Origin of the sequence: Escherichia sp. E1V33 (assembly GCF_004211955.1) — a bacterium.
Lineage (GTDB): Bacteria > Pseudomonadota > Gammaproteobacteria > Enterobacterales > Enterobacteriaceae > Escherichia.
Genome location: NZ_RHJI01000015.1, coordinates 123,482 through 142,651 on the forward strand (window position 1 = coordinate 123,482; position 19,170 = coordinate 142,651).

At 46.8% G+C, this 19,170-nt stretch carries 13 protein-coding genes and 3 pseudogenes; 7 read left to right on the forward strand and 9 right to left on the reverse strand.

All coding sequences use genetic code 11. The annotated features are described in order from the left end of the window. Positions 1 to 387: 387 nt before the first annotated feature. Positions 388 to 665 (reverse strand): annotated as a pseudogene (locus D9742_RS23485) (hypothetical protein). Between the two features lie 584 nt (positions 666 to 1,249). On the opposite strand from D9742_RS23485, the gene D9742_RS14595 reads away from it, so the two are divergent. Continuing rightward, on the forward strand, positions 1,250 to 2,578 hold the full coding sequence (locus D9742_RS14595) for a glycosyltransferase family 2 protein (protein ID WP_240780480.1): 1,329 nt from the start codon (positions 1,250 to 1,252) through the stop codon (positions 2,576 to 2,578). A gap of 300 nt (positions 2,579 to 2,878) precedes the next feature. On the opposite strand, the gene D9742_RS14600 is transcribed toward D9742_RS14595, so the two are convergent. From D9742_RS14600 to D9742_RS14635, 8 genes are all read right to left on the reverse strand, one after another. After that, positions 2,879 to 4,114, reverse strand: coding sequence for a capsular biosynthesis protein (locus tag D9742_RS14600; protein ID WP_130237375.1), 1,236 nt, complete (start codon positions 4,112 to 4,114; stop codon positions 2,879 to 2,881). Positions 4,115 to 4,148: 34 nt separating this feature from the next. Continuing rightward, positions 4,149 to 6,176, reverse strand: coding sequence for a capsular polysaccharide biosynthesis protein (locus D9742_RS14605; RefSeq protein WP_130237376.1), 2,028 nt, complete (start codon positions 6,174 to 6,176; stop codon positions 4,149 to 4,151). Further along, entirely contained in the window at positions 6,173 to 6,913 is a 741-nt protein-coding gene (kdsB, locus tag D9742_RS14610; protein WP_130237377.1) for a 3-deoxy-manno-octulosonate cytidylyltransferase, read from the reverse strand. The genes D9742_RS14605 and kdsB overlap by 4 nt, the downstream gene beginning before the upstream one ends. 9 nt (positions 6,914 to 6,922) lie before the next feature. Continuing rightward, the gene (locus tag D9742_RS14615; RefSeq protein ID WP_130237378.1) at positions 6,923 to 8,599 is read right to left on the reverse strand and encodes a polysaccharide biosynthesis/export family protein; all 1,677 of its coding nucleotides are present in this window, start codon (positions 8,597 to 8,599) and stop codon (positions 6,923 to 6,925) included. 23 nt (positions 8,600 to 8,622) lie between these two features. Then, a complete protein-coding gene (locus tag D9742_RS14620; RefSeq protein ID WP_000905920.1) occupies positions 8,623 to 9,771 on the reverse strand; it encodes a capsule polysaccharide export inner-membrane protein KpsE in 1,149 nt (382 codons plus the stop codon). 71 nt (positions 9,772 to 9,842) lie between these two features. Next, positions 9,843 to 10,826 (reverse strand): KpsF/GutQ family sugar-phosphate isomerase, encoded by a 984-nt coding sequence (locus D9742_RS14625; RefSeq protein ID WP_130237379.1) that lies wholly within the window; start codon positions 10,824 to 10,826, stop codon positions 9,843 to 9,845. Between the two features lie 706 nt (positions 10,827 to 11,532). Further along, complete coding sequence (locus D9742_RS14630; protein WP_130237380.1) at positions 11,533 to 11,868, reverse strand: lysozyme inhibitor LprI family protein; 336 nt, start codon at positions 11,866 to 11,868, stop codon at positions 11,533 to 11,535. Further along, the gene (locus tag D9742_RS14635) at positions 11,865 to 12,296 is read right to left on the reverse strand and encodes a hypothetical protein (protein ID WP_240780525.1); all 432 of its coding nucleotides are present in this window, start codon (positions 12,294 to 12,296) and stop codon (positions 11,865 to 11,867) included. Before D9742_RS14635 ends, D9742_RS14630 begins: the two co-directional genes overlap by 4 nt. Positions 12,297 to 12,998: 702 nt before the next feature. Here D9742_RS14635 and tssB point away from each other — a divergent pair. The 6 genes and pseudogenes from tssB (at position 12,999) to tssH (ending at position 19,156) form a co-directional block, all read left to right on the forward strand. Continuing rightward, on the forward strand, positions 12,999 to 13,496 hold the full coding sequence (gene tssB, locus D9742_RS14640) for a type VI secretion system contractile sheath small subunit (RefSeq protein WP_130237382.1): 498 nt from the start codon (positions 12,999 to 13,001) through the stop codon (positions 13,494 to 13,496). A gap of 33 nt (positions 13,497 to 13,529) precedes the next feature. Continuing rightward, positions 13,530 to 15,074, forward strand: coding sequence for a type VI secretion system contractile sheath large subunit (gene tssC, locus D9742_RS14645; RefSeq protein WP_130237383.1), 1,545 nt, complete (start codon positions 13,530 to 13,532; stop codon positions 15,072 to 15,074). Positions 15,075 to 15,095: 21 nt separating this feature from the next. Continuing rightward, positions 15,096 to 15,260 (forward strand): annotated as a pseudogene (gene tssK / locus D9742_RS14650) (type VI secretion system baseplate subunit TssK); the annotation flags it as partial. After that, a pseudogene (locus D9742_RS14655) lies at positions 15,251 to 15,844 on the forward strand (OmpA family protein); the annotation flags it as partial. The pseudogenes tssK and D9742_RS14655, both read left to right, overlap by 10 nt. 4 nt (positions 15,845 to 15,848) lie before the next feature. Then, positions 15,849 to 16,340, forward strand: coding sequence for a type VI secretion system effector Hcp (hcp, locus tag D9742_RS14660; protein ID WP_024558534.1), 492 nt, complete (start codon positions 15,849 to 15,851; stop codon positions 16,338 to 16,340). A 176-nt stretch (positions 16,341 to 16,516) separates the two neighbouring features. Further along, on the forward strand, positions 16,517 to 19,156 hold the full coding sequence (gene tssH, locus D9742_RS14665) for a type VI secretion system ATPase TssH (protein ID WP_130237384.1): 2,640 nt from the start codon (positions 16,517 to 16,519) through the stop codon (positions 19,154 to 19,156). Positions 19,157 to 19,170 lie beyond the last annotated feature (14 nt).

Sequence of the window (19,170 nt, forward strand, 5' to 3'; positions counted from 1 at the left end):
AACACTTCATGACTAAATATTCTCTCATTATGTAAATAACCCGTCTTCGAGTTTAGACGATAAGCGTTCTACTTCTCATTCATATCTATATCTTAGTGACTCACATTACATAGATAAAAATCGTAATGATATTCACTTGATACTTGGCGCGGTTGATGTATCAACACAGTTATTTTGTACTTGAAACTTCTTCTTGGCAGTCAGCTACGATGAATCTTCTTCTGTGGCTTTCACAACCGATCTTTCAGTCTGAAGTGGAATCGTTAACTATCAGTACAAAGTTTAGCAATACAGCATATAATGCTAATTTTCTAATACACTAACCCACAATAATCACTTTTAACGAAGCACAATAAGCTTTATTTTCCACCCGCGATTACCCAACAACTAGAGTAGCAAACACGTCATAACAGGAACCGCAGAATCCAACAGACTTGCCTTTCCTGTACGCTGAAATTAAAACTACCCCACCATGGCATGTTATTTCACTTGCTATGTCCGAATATTTTTATCCAGCGATATTCAGGTTGGACATGTTCACGCGCAATGAAGAATGTACAATCAGCTATAACACAATAGGTCCAATTTCCAGTAAGAAAGCCGACCAGTACCAATGCAACCACAGCACAAAGCACATGAAAATGGGGAGTATTTCTATCATGAATTTCCCTACTGGCCCCAGCATAATTCCATTTGTTATTAAGTTAGATAAAATAGTACACCTACGCAAATATATAATTACTTCACTGTGAATAACATATATGATAAAATCATGACCTAACTATCTGGAATTTAACCATTTCCGCGTTTTATGCCCGCAGCTTCCGCGGGCTTTTTTAGTGAAATTATCCCTAAAAAGAAACTATCATATTCACTTTTACCTCAATGCGGAATAAGATATACAATCACACAATTTGTACTATTAGTTTTGTTTCGTGCCTTCCCCGCTTTCGAAAGAATGTGGGGATTATTATATAACCAGAACTTCACATCCACTATATGTATACATATAATTCGCTGCGTTTAAAGATATTCAAAATGCATTTAGACAGATTTAGATATGCTAAACTCGACTGCCACAAACAATCACCAGTAAAACTGTTATGAATATTAAGTATATTGTGTCATTTTGTAGTAATCTATACAGATGACAACATTAAATTATGTAATAATATTTATATATAATTCTCCATCTTAAGATGGTGGTGTTTTTATACTATTAAATGCTGTTGATGTTAGAGATTGAAAAATGAAAGATGATATTGCTGCTATGACTGAAAATATAGTGAGATTTTTTGAGCAGACATCACTGCGCGAATACATCAAAAAAACATGGTTCTACAATGAAAATTGCTTCGTTGTTGATTTTGAATATAAGAATGTGAAATTCGCATTAGACTTCACCGCCAACCAGACAGTCTTGAACGTGGATTTTGTGCTTCGTACTGACTGTTCTTTTTTTACCATTAAAGGTATTGAAAAAAAAGAAAGAATTTCATCTTGTGTTATTTTAATTGAAGCTCTTCCCTGTGCTTTATATAAAATAATATCCGTTATAAATACTATCGATTCAAATATTAAATTCGACATCTCAGTTATAATTCCTGTTCATAATAGGGAAAATTTAATTGTTGAATGTATAAAGTCCATTAATTCGCAAACGCTAGATAAAAACAGATTTGAAGTGATTTTTATTGACGATGGTTCAACCGATAAAAGTATTTCAGCAATTGAGTATTTTATTGCGTCGGACATAAATTGGCGTGTTATTCGCAGAGAAATTCCTTCTGGAAATGCTTCCGCTCCACGCAATGAAGGAATAAAAGCAGCCAAAGGACGTTATGTTTTCTTTTTAGATTCTGATGATGCAATTCATCCAGAATTACTTTATGATGGACTACATATTGCAGATAAAAATAATAGTGATATTGTATATTTTAAACAAGCCTCATCTACAGGGCGTGGAATACCTATACGGGCATTCAGAAAAAGTGCTAACAAAGCAGATATTATCAAAAATCATTTATTCAGATCACTGAAAATTTTCAAATTATTTAAGAGAAAATTACTTATTGATAATGGGGTTTTATTCAACCCATCAATACCTGTTTACGAAGATATGATTTTTTCATGTCACGCGTTAACTGTTGCTAATACTGTATCAGTTTTAGCAGATAAGGATTATTATATTCTTAACGGGCACGATCAACCACATCTTTCTAAAGTGAGCTTCCCAGTTGAAAATAGAATTTTTGTTTTGCAAAGTGGATTAAACTATATTTTGCTTAGTAAGAATGAAATGATTGAAAAAATAAAAATGTTCAACGCATGGATGATCATATGTTCAGAACATTTAGCAGCCATCATAAGAAACAAAAATCTATCTAATGAGAAAAAAGAATGCTTTTTTAGTCAGATGCATAAATCATTAGCAGCCCATCCAGAACTTACAAACATTGATTTTATTTACAAAAAATTTAAAAATCTTTCACAATACCTTCTGGAGGGAAACTATGAAGATTTTAAACATGATGCTTTAGAATTGAATAAAATAAATAAGAAGCAGGAGAGTAATTGATTTAATAGTCTATTTAGCTGTATAAACATATTTTCACATAAGGAATTCCCATGCGAGATAAAACTAGTTATCCCGCATGGTTTTTTACATGTAAATAGATTTTATATATCTCAAAAATATTGGAAGCAGGACTGTAGTTAATATGTGAAAATTCTAGCGGTTAACTATTGAAAATTATATTTATCTTAATAAATCAAATTGTGAAGCGTAACTTTTCAGCATGTATCTAATAGTTAGTTTTGTTTTTTAATTAACATTCATTGAGACTTAAATTTAAATCACCTATCAATCCATTATGTTTCATACTTGACGCATAATACTACCAAAATCCTTACCCGCCTTAATATTATGTTCAAAATGTCTATCCCCATAATAAACCCCATTAACCTGCGTCTTCACCAATAAATACCCACGAAACTTCTTAAACAGTTTCATATCCGGTTTAAAGTCGGCCTGCCAGAACTGGTGCAAATGCCCTTGATACGTCAAGCCTTTGATGTCGTACAGGGCATTGCCCATCACTTTGAGTGGTTTGTTATGAATCAGTGCAGAGATCCCCGCCGTACTGTTAATTGTCACCACCGCTTTTGCATGGCGTAATAATTCCGGCATCGGGAGATCGTGCACATAAATGACTCGCTCACCTAAGCCATATTCCTTACTCAACCGCTTAATTAATGGTCGATAGAGTCTGTGACCACGATCCATTGGATGATGTTTGATCACCAAATAACTCTCTTTCGGCGCTTTACGCGAAAATGAGTACATGACTTCATTAATATAGTCACGTACATCGTTATAATTGCTGTGGTTACGAATCTGGCTATCGTTATACACTTGCAAAACGGCAAGATAATAACGTTGGTCCAGCTCGGTCATTAACCTCGGCAATACCTTACGCTGCGTTACCTTGTAAAGTTGCTTGCGCCAGTACGCACGAACCCAGCAACGTGCCTCATACCAGGGGGAAAACGATTTGTGATGACGGTAGCGAGGAAACTCATGACGGTAATGCCAGCCCATCAGGTAATACCACATCGCATGGCCAATGCGTTTCATCGTTGAAGGTTTTAAGTTCTCAATGTGCGGAGCAGGGATATCTGGTAACTTACGATAAAAATCCGGATCGCGCGGCAGCGATGAATATGCGTTCACTCCGCCTTCTTCAACGGTTATAAATTGCGGGCGTAAATATCCTTCCTCAAATGCCAGAAAGCGGATCCCTTTCGAATTTGCCCAGCGTTTTGCTTCTTTGTGTAATGGGCGGCAGTCACCAAAGCAGAGGATGGTATCAAAGTCATATTGTCGATGGAGATCTCGCAACCAACCGGGAAACTCTTTTGGCGTTTGGTAATAAGCCAGGTATTGTCGATTGCGGCAGTAAAAACGATCCCCACCGTTGAACACAACATTCACAGCGTTACGGCCTAATGACTCTAACCATTCGGCGACGTCATTGAAAAAAGGTCCCATCGGTCCCTGCAATAGCAGATATTTTTTACCGGATAATAAAATGGTTAGTGCGTTGCCTTGCATAAATAATCTGTGTAATAGTCAATAATGAAATTGTTCAGCCCAACCTGACTTTGCAGAACATAATTAATTTGCGGTAATAACGTATGAGCCGTCCCGCTTTTTTTCGGGTAATAAACATCGGCTTGCGCGGCGTCTGGATTAAATATTCCGCAGCTTCTTCAACCGTAATAGGTTGTAGCCGTGTTGGGTGAATGTATGTTGGGTAAATAATCAACGCCTGATAGATCAGGTCTGCTATCGTTAATCTGCGCTCGCGGCGCGGGCAGTGATGTTCATCAACGGTTAAACCCCAACCGGCATAGAAGGGCAGGCCGTAACAATGAACTTGCTTGCCATGTAATAACGCTTCAAACCCGGACAATGATGTCATGGTGTGCACTTCATCTGCGCGCTGAATACATTGAATAATATCTGCGTCCAGTGCCTGATAATCAGCGAGTTCAGCAATCAGTTCTGCTGGAATATTACCCTTGCGATTTCCCACTAATACATCCGGGTGCGGTTTATAAATAATGTAGGCGTGCGGGTTACGTTCACGTACGGTGCGCAATAACTCAAGGTTACTCTTAATAGAAACGGTGCCGGTTTTTATCGAGGCATCGTCTTCTACCTGACCCGGCACCAGGATGATTTTTTTATCTTTGGCCTCGGCAGGTAGAGAGAAATCGGCCCCCAGGTTGTATTTGCTCAGTTTGCTTTCAACCAGCCGCTGCCGTAACTTCTCAGCTCGCATCTGCTGCGCCAGCGTTAACTGGCTGTGATTAAGCAGCACTTCCAGGTCGCTGGGGCGCGTGGCGTCATAGTAGATCCCGCGTTTATCCAGCACCAACGATAGCGGCGGCAACAGGTCAGAGCCAAGCCCGGATGAACGCAGAAAGCCATCTTCCATCCGCCATAATGGCAGTGATTTTCGCTGCGCTTCGGCTCGCCATTGCTGCTCTCCCTTTACACCCCATACCACGCAAGCCGTCGCCGCAGCACAACGGCGTGAATAACTCAGCCTGTTTGTCGCGGTCCGCAAGAAAGGTTTCAGGATCGCCGACTTCCACAGCGTTAAGCCTGGCGCCCATAAATAGCCATTACGCTGCTGCTGATGGCTGCGCTGTAATTGCAGCCATTGCATTACGGTAAACAGATCACTTGCGGCCCCGGTTAGCGGGTCGATATAGCGACAGTAACGCAGGTATGCTGCGGCAAAAAGTTCTTCCAGCGTGGCAGAACCGCGTCGGGCAGATAACAAAGCCGACTGCGGATGGCGATCGTCGGTTAAGCCCCAGCCTGCATACCAGGGCTGACCGAAGCATGTCACCGGTTTTCCTGCCAGCAAGGCTTCAAAGCCGTATTGGGAGGTCACGACGTAAACCCGGGAAACGTGTCGCAACAGCGACTGCGGGCTGACATTCTCAGCAATCAAACGTACTCGTTGCGTGGCGCGCAGGTCAGCGAAATAACCTGTTTTCTTTCCTTCCAGTACATCAGGATGCACCTTCACCCAAATTTCGGCTTGAGGATTTTCCGCCATCGCAGCTTCGAGCATGGCGGCAAACTCATTCGGACCAGCATTGCCATACGTCACTGACATATCATTAAATGTCTGATCGACAACCAGAATGATGTCTGAATGCTCTGAGTCATCAGCCACAAACGCAGGCGCCAGGTTATATTTCGACAAATCTTCGGCCACGATGGTGTGCATCGCCTCTCTGGCCTGGCTTATCAGAGCGGCATTTCCGGCTTTATCCTGTACCAGTTTCTCCAGTGCTGAAGGCTTGCTGGCATCGTAGTAAATGCCGGAGTCGTCCACCACCAAAGAAAGCGGCGGCGCACCATTGACGCCAAGATCCAGCGAACGCACAAATCCATCTTCCAGACGAATGATGGGTTTTCCCGCTGCTTTGGCGATGGCGACTGGTTTCGCCGCGCTGGGGCGATGTCCCCACACGGCGATAGCATCGACGTTTTGCGGAACAGGACGCAGCAGAGAAAGTTTCTGGCACGGTTGCGCCAGAAATTTCTCCAGATGCGGAATACGCCAGATGCCAGGCGAGTAAATGCCAATCATGCGTTTTCAGCCAGTTCTTGCGCCATCAGAGCGCGCACTTTTTCAAGGCATGCCGGGGTGTCGACGCCCGGACCGGTTGCGGCAACCTCAAATGTGCGAATGTTGATCCCCGCGTTCATCAACCGTAGCTGCTCCAGTGATTCCGCCTGCTCCGGCATGGACTCTGGCAATTGACTGTAGTTTTGCAGCACATCACGGCGATAAGCGTAAATACCAACGTGTTTCAGGTAGCGCGCTTTTTCAGCATTACGCGGATACGGAATCGGCGAACGGCTGAAATAAAGTGCATCCTGGCGGGTATTTACCACCACTTTTACCGTGCTTGGCTCGGTCGCTTCTTCGGCAGTAATCGCGTGGCATAGCGTTGCCACTGGCAACGCGGGATCATCACGCATTCCTTGTAGCAGCGTTTCTACATCCTGCGGGCGAATCATTGGTTCATCGCCCTGCAAGTTAATGTAGATATCTGCTTCCACCGTATGCATCACCTCGACCAGCCGATCGGTGCCGGATTCATGATCGTTGCGCGTCATGATGGCTTTCCCGCCGAACGCCTGCACGGCCTGTTCAACGCGCGGGTCGTCTGTTGCCACCCAAACTTCCGCAACGCCCGCCACCTGTAACGCACGCTCGTAAACATGCTGGATCATTGGTTTGCCAACAATATCGAGCAGTGGCTTACCCGGCAGGCGCGATGAACCGTAGCGGGCCGGAATGACAATAACTGCTTTGCTCATCTCAACTCCTTACAAAGACAGAATCACTTTTGCACCCACCGCCAGCTGATAGAGGATGGTGGAAATACCACGGGTGACTTCAATATTTTTCGATTCATATTTCGGCAGAACCATAATCTCATCGCCCGGCTTGAGTGAATCCACATCTTCCGCGTTGACCGCCGCACCGTTCTGACGAATGACGATAATTCTGGCGTTACCCGATTTCTGCGTCAGGCCACCACATTTCTCGATGTAATCCTCGGTGGTCATCCCTTTCTGCCAGCTCACCGCGTTCGGGAACAGCACCTCACCATGAACCATAACCAGCGATGTTTTCTCCGGAATATTGATGACGTCGCCATCTTCAAGCAGAACAGAATCAATATTGGATTCGTTGAGGATCACTTCGCCTTTCGGGACCACGGTGCGCGCTTTCGCCACAAAGCGGCTAATCAGTTGCGCTTCCTGCATTCGCAGGCTGGCTTCTTCTTTAGTGGATGACTGGGCAGAAAGTGATGCTTCCTCCAGCTTTTGCAGCGAGAGATTCAGCATCTCTTTCTGACGCTGGGCTACTGATGGGCGATAAAGCTGAACCGCGTTCATCTGCGACATGCTATTCGGACGGACTTTTTCCAGAACCGCCCGCATGGTGGAACCATAAGGCAGTACCATGGCATGTTCGCCGGAGTGCGCGCCTTCAACCCGAACCTGAATGGTGCCGGCATAGCGGTCAGTGCTGACGATTAAGGTATCGCCATTTTGCAACATGCGGCCTGGCGCAGAGCTTATCGGATAGTATTCGCTACGTTTTTGCAGCCCTTGTTTACGCATAATCGTAATGTGAGTTGCGCCAGGCTTAGGACGCGCCCAGCTCAACGCTTCCGTTACGGGAATGCTGCTTTCGCGGAACTCAAAATCATAGCTGTTGAAGACATCGCCCTGAACGCTGAAAGTATGCTGACGTGGTCCGACGATGATGGTGTCACCATCGGCAAACTGCGAAAGCCCCAGTTTGCCGTTCAGCAGGAAGTCGTACAGGTTGACGTTGGAGCGCACGCGGTTGCCGCGCTTGACCACAATATCAACGTAACTTCCGCGCTCGGGATCAACGCCGCCAGCTTTGATCAGATAATTGAGTAACGAATCAGACGTCACACCGCCATACAGACCAGGATTACGCACAAATCCGGTCACGTACACTTTTACTGGCTGCGCCTGTAATAAGGAGGCGTAGACGTTGACGTTGGACTGGTACACTTCCTTCACTTTGGATGTGACCAGGGCATTTAACTGACTATTACTGACGCCAGCAACTTTCACCGGACCGACGTTCGGCAGAAAAATATTACCTTTGGGATCAATCTGTAACGCACCATCAAAGGTGAACGCACCCCACAAGCGGACCTGAATGCTATCGCCCGGATTCAGAATATAGTCTGGGTTGAATCCTACCGTCGCACCGCTATCTGCGCTGGTGCCATTAAATAGTTGGGCGCCAAACATACGGCTCATTACCACCGGCGGTGCTGGCGGCGGGGTATTGTCGAAGCCGCTCATGTTTTGCGTATCCGACTTCTGTCCGTTCAGAATACCGGTAAGCGGCGCGGCTCCTGTAAGGTTTGGGTCAGCGTTAATATCAATGGCCGCGCTGGCCTGCGCAGCCTGACAGGCGGCAATCAGTAAAATTGATTTAAATAATTTCATCACAAACTCATTCAGCGACAGCGTTAATCTCGGTGATCTTCAATGACAGCCAGCAACAGTTTCAGTGTGCCGAACAGCAGGCAGCACACCAGTAACCAACAGGCGATCAAATAAGGGATGTTTGGAAAAGATGATTCCTGCGGCAACTGTGGCGAACTGATCACAGACAGCACCTTGAGCTTACGAGCCGCTTCTACACGGGTCTTTTCAATGGAGGTCAGCGTCAGTTTGTAGAGCTCGGTGTTGAACTCTACTTTTGATTTGATTTCTTCAAAATCCACCGCCATCCGGTTTAGCTTGTCACCCTGTGGCGCTGTGATTTTGCTTTTTTCTTCATCGATTTGTGCCTGCAATGACTGAATCGCATTACGCGCACTCACAACTTGTGGGGCGTCTTCACGCAGATATGTCAGCAAGTTACGCAGATCCGCTTCCATCTGGATCTTCTGGCCCATCAGCGTATTCACTAACGTGCTCGCCGCCTGTGCCTGTGCCTGTGGATCCAGAACGTTGTTGTTGTCCTGATAAGAGAGCAGCTCCGCTTTGCTGGCATCCAGACGCTGGCGCGCTTTTTCCATCTCCGTTTCTGCAAAGGCAAGCTGGTCACGCGCAATGCGATGTGACATCTCATTGATAAAGCGCTCTGACTCTTTCAGTACGGTCTGGTTAAACTTAAGCGCAAACTCCGGGCTAAAGCCTTGGGTCTGAATATTGAGCAATCCGGTTTTATCGTCATACGAGACGTTGATACGGTCCTTGTAGTACTTCAGGAAGCCTTCTGCGGTTTCATCCTTGCTAAGATGATTAAGAAAATCGAGCCCGCTGTGGCTAAACGCTTCGCGAAAATTCAGTTGCTTATCTAACGCCGCCAGCATATCTGGAGAGTTGATGTACTCTTTCAGATATAACGCATCCTCTGCGGAACTCGGGTTAGAGGCACCCAATAGCAGACCAAAATTTAAGCTGCCGCTGTTTAAATCATCTGAGCGTTTAATGGCGACTTTCGACTCGCTCATATAGCGAGGCTGGCTGAAGATAGCCAGATAGATCAGCAGCACAGCCATCGGTGCCAGAATGATGATTTTCGCCAGGTGTTTTTGGATATCTGCCAGTGAGATGGCAGACAAACGAGCACGCATCCAGGATACGGCAGACTTCACTTTTATCAACATGTAACGATTATCAGAGTTTCAGTGGGGCGCATATTCAATGAGAGACTTAACTCTCGCGCCCTGTTGCTTAATTAGTCGAAAATGCGCACAAGGCCAGTGACTTTGTTCGCCTTGTTGGTCACCAATAACGTCGAGACGCGGTGTTTTTGCATCTTTTCTTCCGCTTCGATGATCATGGTTTCTTCTGGCAACGTCAGCGGTTCACGCGTCATCATCTGCGCCGCCGTGGCGGATGTCAGAGAATCCTCTTTTTCCATAAAGCGACGCAGGTCACCGTCGGTGATAATTCCCGCCAGCTCGCCTTCTGCGTCTTCTACCATCACCATTCCCTGGCAACCGCTGGTGATACGTTGAATTACCGTTTTAAATGGCGCATCCAGGTGAACCGAAGGGACATCATGCTGCATGACATCTGCAACGCGGGTCAGCAGGCGACGACCTAATGAACCGCCCGGGTGATAGCGCGCAAAATCATTCGGCATAAATTTGCGTTGGTGCATCATGGCAATCGCCAATGCATCGCCGATCGCCATGGTCAGGGTGGTAGACGTTGTTGGTGCAAGATTATTCGGGCAGGTTTCATTCGCCATGTGGAGTTCCAGCACGGCATTAGCATTTTTCGCCAGGGTAGAATTTCCATTATTGGTAATGGCGATAATTCGGTTGCCGAAATTCTTCAGTGACGGGACGAGCTTCAGGATTTCATCTGTTTCGCCGCTGGCAGAAATAAGGATCAGAAGATCGTAAGGCGTAATCATGCCCAGATCGCCATGGAAAGCTTCTGCGGGATGAATAAAGAAACTCGGCGTACCCGTAGAGGCCAGAGTAGCAGACATTTTTCGACCAACATGCCCTGATTTACCCATTCCCGAAAGAATAACGTGTCCTTTACAATTAATTATCAATTCAAGAGCACGCTGGTACTGAGTGTAATCCAGTTGTTTGGACAAATTTTGCAATGCTGCACCTTGCTCTGCCAGAGTCTGGCAAACCGAGGTAATTAAATATGGGTCGATAGTACTGCTCTGGTCATCAGGTAAATGTCTTTCAGACATATCAACTCCTTTGCTCGGAAATAATGCCATAGTCACAACAAGCCCGAACTATTAATTAATTATTGACATTAAATCAATGACTTATGGCGGATAATTTTAGTGAATATAAATTTTATGGGCAGTCCATTTTTTTATCATGGACTGGTCGCCTTCTTATAAAATCGCAATGTCTCATTGAAGTTAGAGGATGCTGCAATATTACAGATGAGAAGGGGAGCCAAATTTTGCCCACCTATTTAACATACCACCACATTATGGACAAGGGATTTGATTCTTTTATTTTTAAAACGGAATGTTTCGCGCTTAACTATTGAGTTAAAAAACAATTTAGCAATTGATTATAACAATGCAAACATGAGGTGTATGACACTGTTATCAATAAATAAAACATATCTACAACGGTGGGCGTTTTGCGATTTACTATTTTAATTGTTCATAGTTAACAGGTTGATTATCCCCCGATAAACCAGACGTAAATAATAAAATTTTTACGAGGAATATTAATCAATATGATAGTTTTGTGGTTGATTATTTATGGTGATAAATATGGATTTGAGTCAAACTGGGATTATATTTTCTCTGGAAACTATTATTAAATTAAAAAATAATGGCGGGGATTATCACGCATTAACCCATAACTGCACGCACTGGTAAGGAAGTGCCTCGTATGAAGGCACTTCCGACCACCAACGAGCCCACTTTAGATTCAGAGTGGTTTGTTAATCGCGTCATAAAGATGGTTCAACGTTGTTAAGCGCTGTCTGTATATTTCTCTCAGGCAGGGCTTGTCACTGCCACAACGGCGTCGTTTAGCCAGCCACTGTGTCTGTGATTCTTGTAGTTCCCCGGCGGCACCCATTGCGTAAAGTCCATGGAGAAATTTGTATTTAACGCTCATCTCCACATCCATGTCGTTCAGGGTACGCGATGCACAAATCGCTTTTTCATCCGCACGGTGGGGCTGTCGACAGTCAAAACTGGCTGCTGTGACAGAGAAAGCAGGCAAAGTGATGATAAGAAATGCCGCAAGTAGATTTTTCACTGGCTGACTCCTTCAGAAAGAATAACTGGTCCTGGCGCCATGGTCAGGGCTCTGTTTCTCGTCAGCCTGAATCCTGTTGCTTCCCCGGTTTTTACTGACAGTTCACATTCGAAGTGAAACGTCGTCCAGCTAATCCCCCTACGGTACTGGCCATTGCCTGTCAGTAGTGCAGGTGAGAGCAGCCGCTGCATATTATGTTTTCCCTGATCGAAAATAACCTTATCTACGTCGGGGTACTGCTTCTGCAGCTCTTTTAGTGCGAGCGGTCGGCAAATAAATTCGGCTACGCGCTGAGCTTCAGTCCATTTGGTGTTGACAAAATTACGGTCATTCTTCCCTTTTACCTCACGATTGATAACACTATTCAGATGTTCTACCTGGACAGAATTCAATGTGACGTTCGTTGCAAATGCAAATCCGGTATACATACAGGATATCGCAGTAATAACAACCAAATACTTACTAATCCGAAATACTCCATTACGCATAAGTACCTACTTTTACTGTGCAATTACAATGTCTACGTGAATATAAGTGGTGAAAATAAATAATATGCTGCGCTGCGTCAATGTTTATGCGTAATCAGAGTATTCCTGAAGCGGCTTGCGGATGTAAAAATGTAAAATTCCGATTACCTTAAATAAAAATATTAATAAATAAAATTTCTTTCTACGGTATTTAACCTAATAGAAACTGGTTTGACTTTAAGTTGGAGCGTGCAAGGAGGAAATGCCAGTGCATGGTGAATATTCACGGTTTACTATGGTGATATATTTTATATACAAACAAACTACTTCGATATTACATCGAAAAAACACTCAGGGTTGCCGCATGAGTATCATGAAGAATGTTGTTATATAATAAGTCAGCGTTTTGCACTTTGTACAATCTGGGTTAGGGTATAAAAAATAAAGTAGTTACGTAATGAAAATATAATTCAGAATATGTATAAAGGCGTTTTTAATTGCTTGATATGTCTACGGTTGTTTTTGTTGTCTGGCAGTATTCTTACTGTTTTTTAATTTCAATTTATTGATCTATATTGTTTTTTTGACCTTAATATTGCCCTAGTATCCGGTTAAGGAAATATTGTTGTTAATTTGACTTTAACTGAATTACGTGAGGGAACTATGAGTGACAGCTTCCAGCGGGAGATACCGAAAGCCCGTATTAATCTAAAATTAGATCTGCATACAGGTGGCGCAAGCAAAAAAATGGAATTACCCCTTAAGTTACTTATTGCGGGTGATTTCAGTAATGGTCAAGAATCCGCACCATTATCAGAACGTAAAAAAGTTAATCTTAACAAAAATAACTTTGATGCAGTCCTTTTTGATTATTCTCCAGAAGTAAATCTTATCGTTAAAAATACGCTTGCTGATGACGATAGCGAAGACAGTATCAAACTGACATTCCGCAGTATAAAGGATTTTTCCCCGGAACAAGTCTCCCGGCAAATACCGCAGCTGAAGGCCATGCTTTCCATGCGTAATTTACTTCGTGATTTAAAAGCAAATCTTCTGGATAACCAGGCTTTCCGCAAAGAACTGGAAAACATTCTGCTGGACCCGGCATTAAGCGCAGAACTCAGAGCCGAACTCTCAGCCCTGGCACCAAAACAGCCATAACGATCATGACGATTTAACGGATTAATAAGGAATATGTTGATGTCTGTAAATAATGAGAATGCCACTTCTGGCGAGAGTGTGGTCCTTGAACGTCCTGTGGCAAGTGGAGTTTATGCGTCCCTGTTTGAAAAAATTAATCTGAGCCCAGTCTCAGAGTTGAGTGCACTGGATATCTGGCAGGATGCACAGGCGATGTCGGATGCGACAGCGGATGAACGTTTAACGGCCGGGATGCAAGTATTCCTGGAATGTCTGACTAAATCCGGCTCTAAAGTTGAAAAGCTCGACAAAAATTTGATTGACCACCATATCGCAGAACTGGATTACCAGATAAGCCGTCAACTTGATGAAGTTATGCATCATGAGGCCTTTCAGGCGGTAGAAAGCCTGTGGCGGGGCGTGAAATCGTTGGTTGATAAAACTGATTTCCGTCAGAACGTGAAAATTGAACTGCTGGATATCTCTAAAGAAGACCTGCGTCAGGATTTTGAAGACAGCCCGGAAATTATCCAGAGTGGTTTGTACAAACACACATACATAGATGAGTATGACACACCGGGTGGCGAGCCGATTGCCGCGCTGATTTCCGCTTACGAGTTTGATGCTTCTGCGCAGGACGTGGCGCTGATGCGTAATTTGTCAAAAGTGTCTGCTGCGGCACATATGCCTTTTATCGGTTCTGCGGGGCCGAAATTTTTCCTGAAAGAGTCAATGGAAGAGGTCGCGGCCATCAAAGATATTGGTAACTACTTTGACCGCGCCGAGTACATTAAATGGAAAAGTTTCAGGGATACGGACGACTCCCGTTACATGGGGCTGGTCATGCCTCGTGTGCTGGGTCGTTTGCCGTATGGCCCGGACACAGTACCGGTACGTAGTTTTAATTATGTTGAAGAAGTGAAAGGCCCGGATCACGATAAATACCTGTGGACCAATGCCACCTTCGCTTTTGCGGCCAACATGGTGAAAAGCTTCATCAACAACGGCTGGTGCGTGCAAATCCGTGGTCCACAGGCCGGTGGTGCAGTGCAGGATCTGCCCATTCATCTGTATGATCTCGGCACGGGTAATCAGGTAAAAATTCCGTCAGAGGTGATGATCCCGGAAACCCGCGAATTTGAGTTCGCAAATCTTGGATTTATTCCCCTGTCGTACTACAAAAACCGCGATTATGCCTGTTTCTTCTCGGCGAACTCCACGCAAAAACCTGCGCTCTACGACACTGCTGATGCCACTGCCAATAGCCGCATCAATGCGCGTTTACCGTACATCTTTCTGCTGTCGCGAATCGCTCATTACCTGAAGCTGATTCAACGGGAAAACATTGGTACAACCAAGGATCGTCGTCTGCTGGAACTGGAGCTTAATACCTGGGTTCGTGGTCTTGTGACAGAAATGACCGATCCGGGCGATGACTTGCAGGCTTCTCACCCGCTGCGTGACGCGAAAGTGCTGGTGGAAGATATCGGGGATAACCCAGGCTTCTTCCGCGTGAAACTCTTTGCCATCCCCCACTTCCAGGTGGAAGGGATGGACATCAACCTATCACTGGTTTCCCAGATGCCAAAAGCCAAGTAGTAAGGCGAGGGGAAAGCAAGGATGAAAATTTTTCGCCAAGTTTGGGAGGACGGGGCTGCACTGGCCCCGCAACAGTTCCAGCAGCAGGCCCGCTGGAATGCGCACATTGCCGATACCGTTGCAAGGATGGGGATTTCCCATCCCTGGGGCGTGGTGAATGCGGAATTTGACACCGCCGCGCTGACGGTGCACTGCTGGATGATTGGCATCGTCGCGGTGAGCCTGTGCGCTATCGCCTCGGACTGTATCAGGGGCTGCGTCTTGTACCTGTTATTGAAGCCGTCATGAATGACCTGGCACCACCGTCGCTCTCTTCGCCTGTTATCCAAAAAATCGTCCCGGGGCAGAAGATTATCCGCCTCGACAGTATGTCGCTATTCGATTCCGGCAAATCGGTGCTGAAAGCAGGGTCTACCAAAAAGTTGGTTAATTCACTGGCGGGGTTCAGAGCAAAACCGGGCTGGCTGATTGTGGTCGCTGGCCACACGGATAACACCGGCAATGCACAACTAAACCAGACGCTTTCACAGAAACGTGCCGAAGCGGTGCGCGGCTGGATGCATGAAACCGGTGACGTGCCGGAAAGCTGTTTTGCGGTACAGGGCTATGGCGCAAGCCGTCCGGTCGCAACCAATGACACCCCGGAGGGCCGTGCGCTCAACCGCCGTGTCGAAATCAGTCTGGTACCGCAGGCTAATGCCTGTCAGATACCAGGACACACCCTGGCGTCATCGCAGGATGATGGCGCATCACAACATAATGGAGAGTAATTCCATGGCAATACCTGTTTATCTTTGGCTGAAGGACGATGGCGGCGCGGACATCAAAGGGTCTGTGGACGTTCAGGATCGTGAAGGCAGCATCGAAGTCGTGGCCCAGGAACACAACCTGTACATCCCGACTGATAACAACACAGGCAAACTGACCGGCACCCGTATCCATACCCCGTTCCTGTTCACCAAGGAAATCGACTCCTCCAGCCCGTACTTGTACAAGGCAGTGACCACCGGGCAGACCCTCAAGTCTGCCGAATTCAAGTGGTACAAAATCAACGACGCGGGCCAGGAAGTGGAGTACTTCAACACCAAACTTGAGAACGTGAAAGTGGTGAAGGTGAATCCTGAAATGTATGACATCAAGGATCCTTCTAAAGAGAAGCACAACCACCTTGAGCGCATTGAACTGCGTTACGAAAAAATCACCTGGACCTACAAAGACGGCAACATCATTCATTCCGATTCCTGGAACGAACGCGCCACCGCGTAACCACAAGCGGGCAGAGCTTCTCTGTCCGTTTTTTTGTTTTTGCTGAACGTCTGAAGCCATCGGGTTTTCAGCAAAGACTCCACAATCTACCAGCACGACCGTATGCGCTTTGGTCTTCTTCACGAGAAACAGCGAGGGGCGGTAGCGTGTTCAGAAACCGAAAAAGAGAGAAATTCATGGAAAATCCAGCCATTTTGCTGCGACGTCTGAACCCTTATTGCGCCCGAGCGATGGAAGGCGCGGCTTCACTCTGTCAGATTCGCGCACATGCGGAAATTTTGCCAGAGCACTGGCTGCTGAAACTTCTTGAGCAGGGCGAGGGTGATCTCACCGTGCTGGCACGCCGCTACGAGTGGGACATGGACATTCTCTGGCAAGATTTGCTTGCCTGGCTCGATAAACAACCTCGCTCGGTGCGCCATCGCCCGCAGCTTTCAGAAAATATCCAGATATTGATGCAACAAGCCTGGCTGATTGCCTCACTGGCGGGAGAAGAACAGATTCGAAGTCACCACCTGCTGATGGCGCTGGTGGCTAAACAGAAGCTGGTGCGCTGCGATGGTCTGTGGCCATTACTGACCCTGGGCCAGAGCCAGTTGGAGTGCCTGCGCCCGCTACTGGATGCTCAGTCAGACGAGCGTGCACAGGTACAGCAGGAAGCCGAACTCACGGGGAGCCATGGTGGGGACGTGGAGTTTATCGGGCGTCCAGTAGGGAGTGAGATGAAAGAAGGGGAAATGAGTCCGGCGCTGCAGAATGCGCTGGATAAATTCACCCATGACGTCACCGCCCAGGCGCGTGAAGGCAAAATTGATCCGGTATTTGGCCGCGATACTGAAATCCGCCAGATGGTGGACATTCTTTCTCGCCGCCGAAAAAACAACCCAATCCTGGTCGGTGAGCCAGGTGTTGGGAAAACCGCACTGGTAGAAGGTCTGGCGCTCAGAATCTCTGAAGGTAATGTCCCTGAATCCCTCAAGCCGGTGGTGCTACGCACTCTTGACCTCGGGCTGCTGCAGGCGGGGGCGGGAGTGAAGGGGGAATTTGAGCAGCGCCTGAAAAATGTGATTAATGCCGTACAGCAGTCTCCGGTACCCATTTTGCTGTTTATTGATGAGGCCCATACCATCATCGGCGCAGGTAATCAGGCTGGTGGTGCTGATGCTGCCAATCTGCTGAAACCTGCCCTGGCGCGCGGTGAGTTGCGAACCATCGCCGCGACGACCTGGTCTGAGTATAAACAATACTTTGAGCGCGATGCCGCACTCGAACGCCGCTTCCAGATGGTGAAAGTTGACGAACCAGACGACGACATGGCTTGTCTGATGTTGCGTGGCCTGAAATCCCGTTATGCCGAACATCATAATGTGCACATCACTGATGATGCGGTGTGCGCTGCCGTTACGTTATCCCGACGTTATCTGACAGGTCGTCAACTCCCGGACAAAGCCGTTGACCTGCTCGACACTGCAAGCGCTCGCGTGCGTATGAGTCTCGACACCGTACCCGAACAGCTGACCCGTATCCGTTCCCGGATTACCTCTCTTGAAATGGAGAGACAAGCTCTACAGGAAGATATTGCCGTCGGTAGTCAAAACCACGGTGAACGCCTGACGGCAATCGAACAGGAAGAGAAAAACGTCATCGTTGAACTCCACGAACTTGAAACCCAGTACGGCCAGGAACTGAAGCTTACTGAACAACTACGGGAAAGCCGTCAGGACATTTCCCGTCAGAGCGAAACGCATGCCCTGCAACAGGAGCTGAACGGTATGCAGCAGGGCAATCCGTTGTTGTCGGTGGATGTGGATGTGCGCACTGTTGCAACAGTGATTGCCGACTGGACCGGCGTGCCGCTTTCTTCGCTGATGAAAGACGAACAGACCGAACTGCTTACCCTGGAAAATGAAATCGGCAAACGTGTAGTCGGTCAGAGTGTTGCGCTTGAAGCCATCGCCCGGCGCCTGCGTGCCGCTAAAACTGGCCTCACCTCTGAGAACGGTCCACAGGGGGTATTCCTGCTGGTTGGCCCAAGTGGTGTAGGAAAAACTGAAACCGCGCTGGCACTGGCGGATGCGCTGTACGGTGGCGAAAAATCGCTGATTACCATTAACCTGTCGGAATACCAGGAGCCACACACAGTTTCCCAGCTGAAAGGTTCTCCACCTGGTTACGTCGGCTACGGCCAGGGCGGCATTCTTACTGAAGCCGTACGCAAGCGTCCGTACAGTGTGGTGCTGCTCGATGAAGTCGAAAAAGCGCACCGTGACGTGATGAATCTGTTCTATCAGGTATTCGATCGTGGTTTTATGCGCGACGGCGAAGGGCGTGAAATCGACTTCCGCAATACCGTTATTTTGATGACCTCCAACCTTGGTAGTGACCACCTGATGCAGTTGCTGGGCGAACAACCGGAAGCCTCCGAGGCAGACCTGCACGAACTGCTGCGCCCGATACTGCGCGACCACTTCCAGCCCGCGCTGCTCGCCCGTTTCCAGACCGTGATTTACCGTCCGCTGGCAGAAGCAGCCATGCACACGATTGTGGAGATGAAACTCTCCCAGGTCAGCAAGCGCTTACAGCGCCACTACGGCCTGACCACGCAGATTGATGAAAGCCTGTACGACGCGCTGACCGCTGCCTGCCTGCTACCGGACACTGGTGCGCGCAATGTTGACAGCTTACTCAACCAACAAATTCTGCCGGTGCTGAGTCAGCAATTACTGGTTCACATGGCGGCGAAAAAGAAACCACACTCCCTGGTGCTCTGCTGGAATGATGAAGAAGGGATTGTGCTGGAGTTTAAATATGACTGAAGGAACCTTATGAG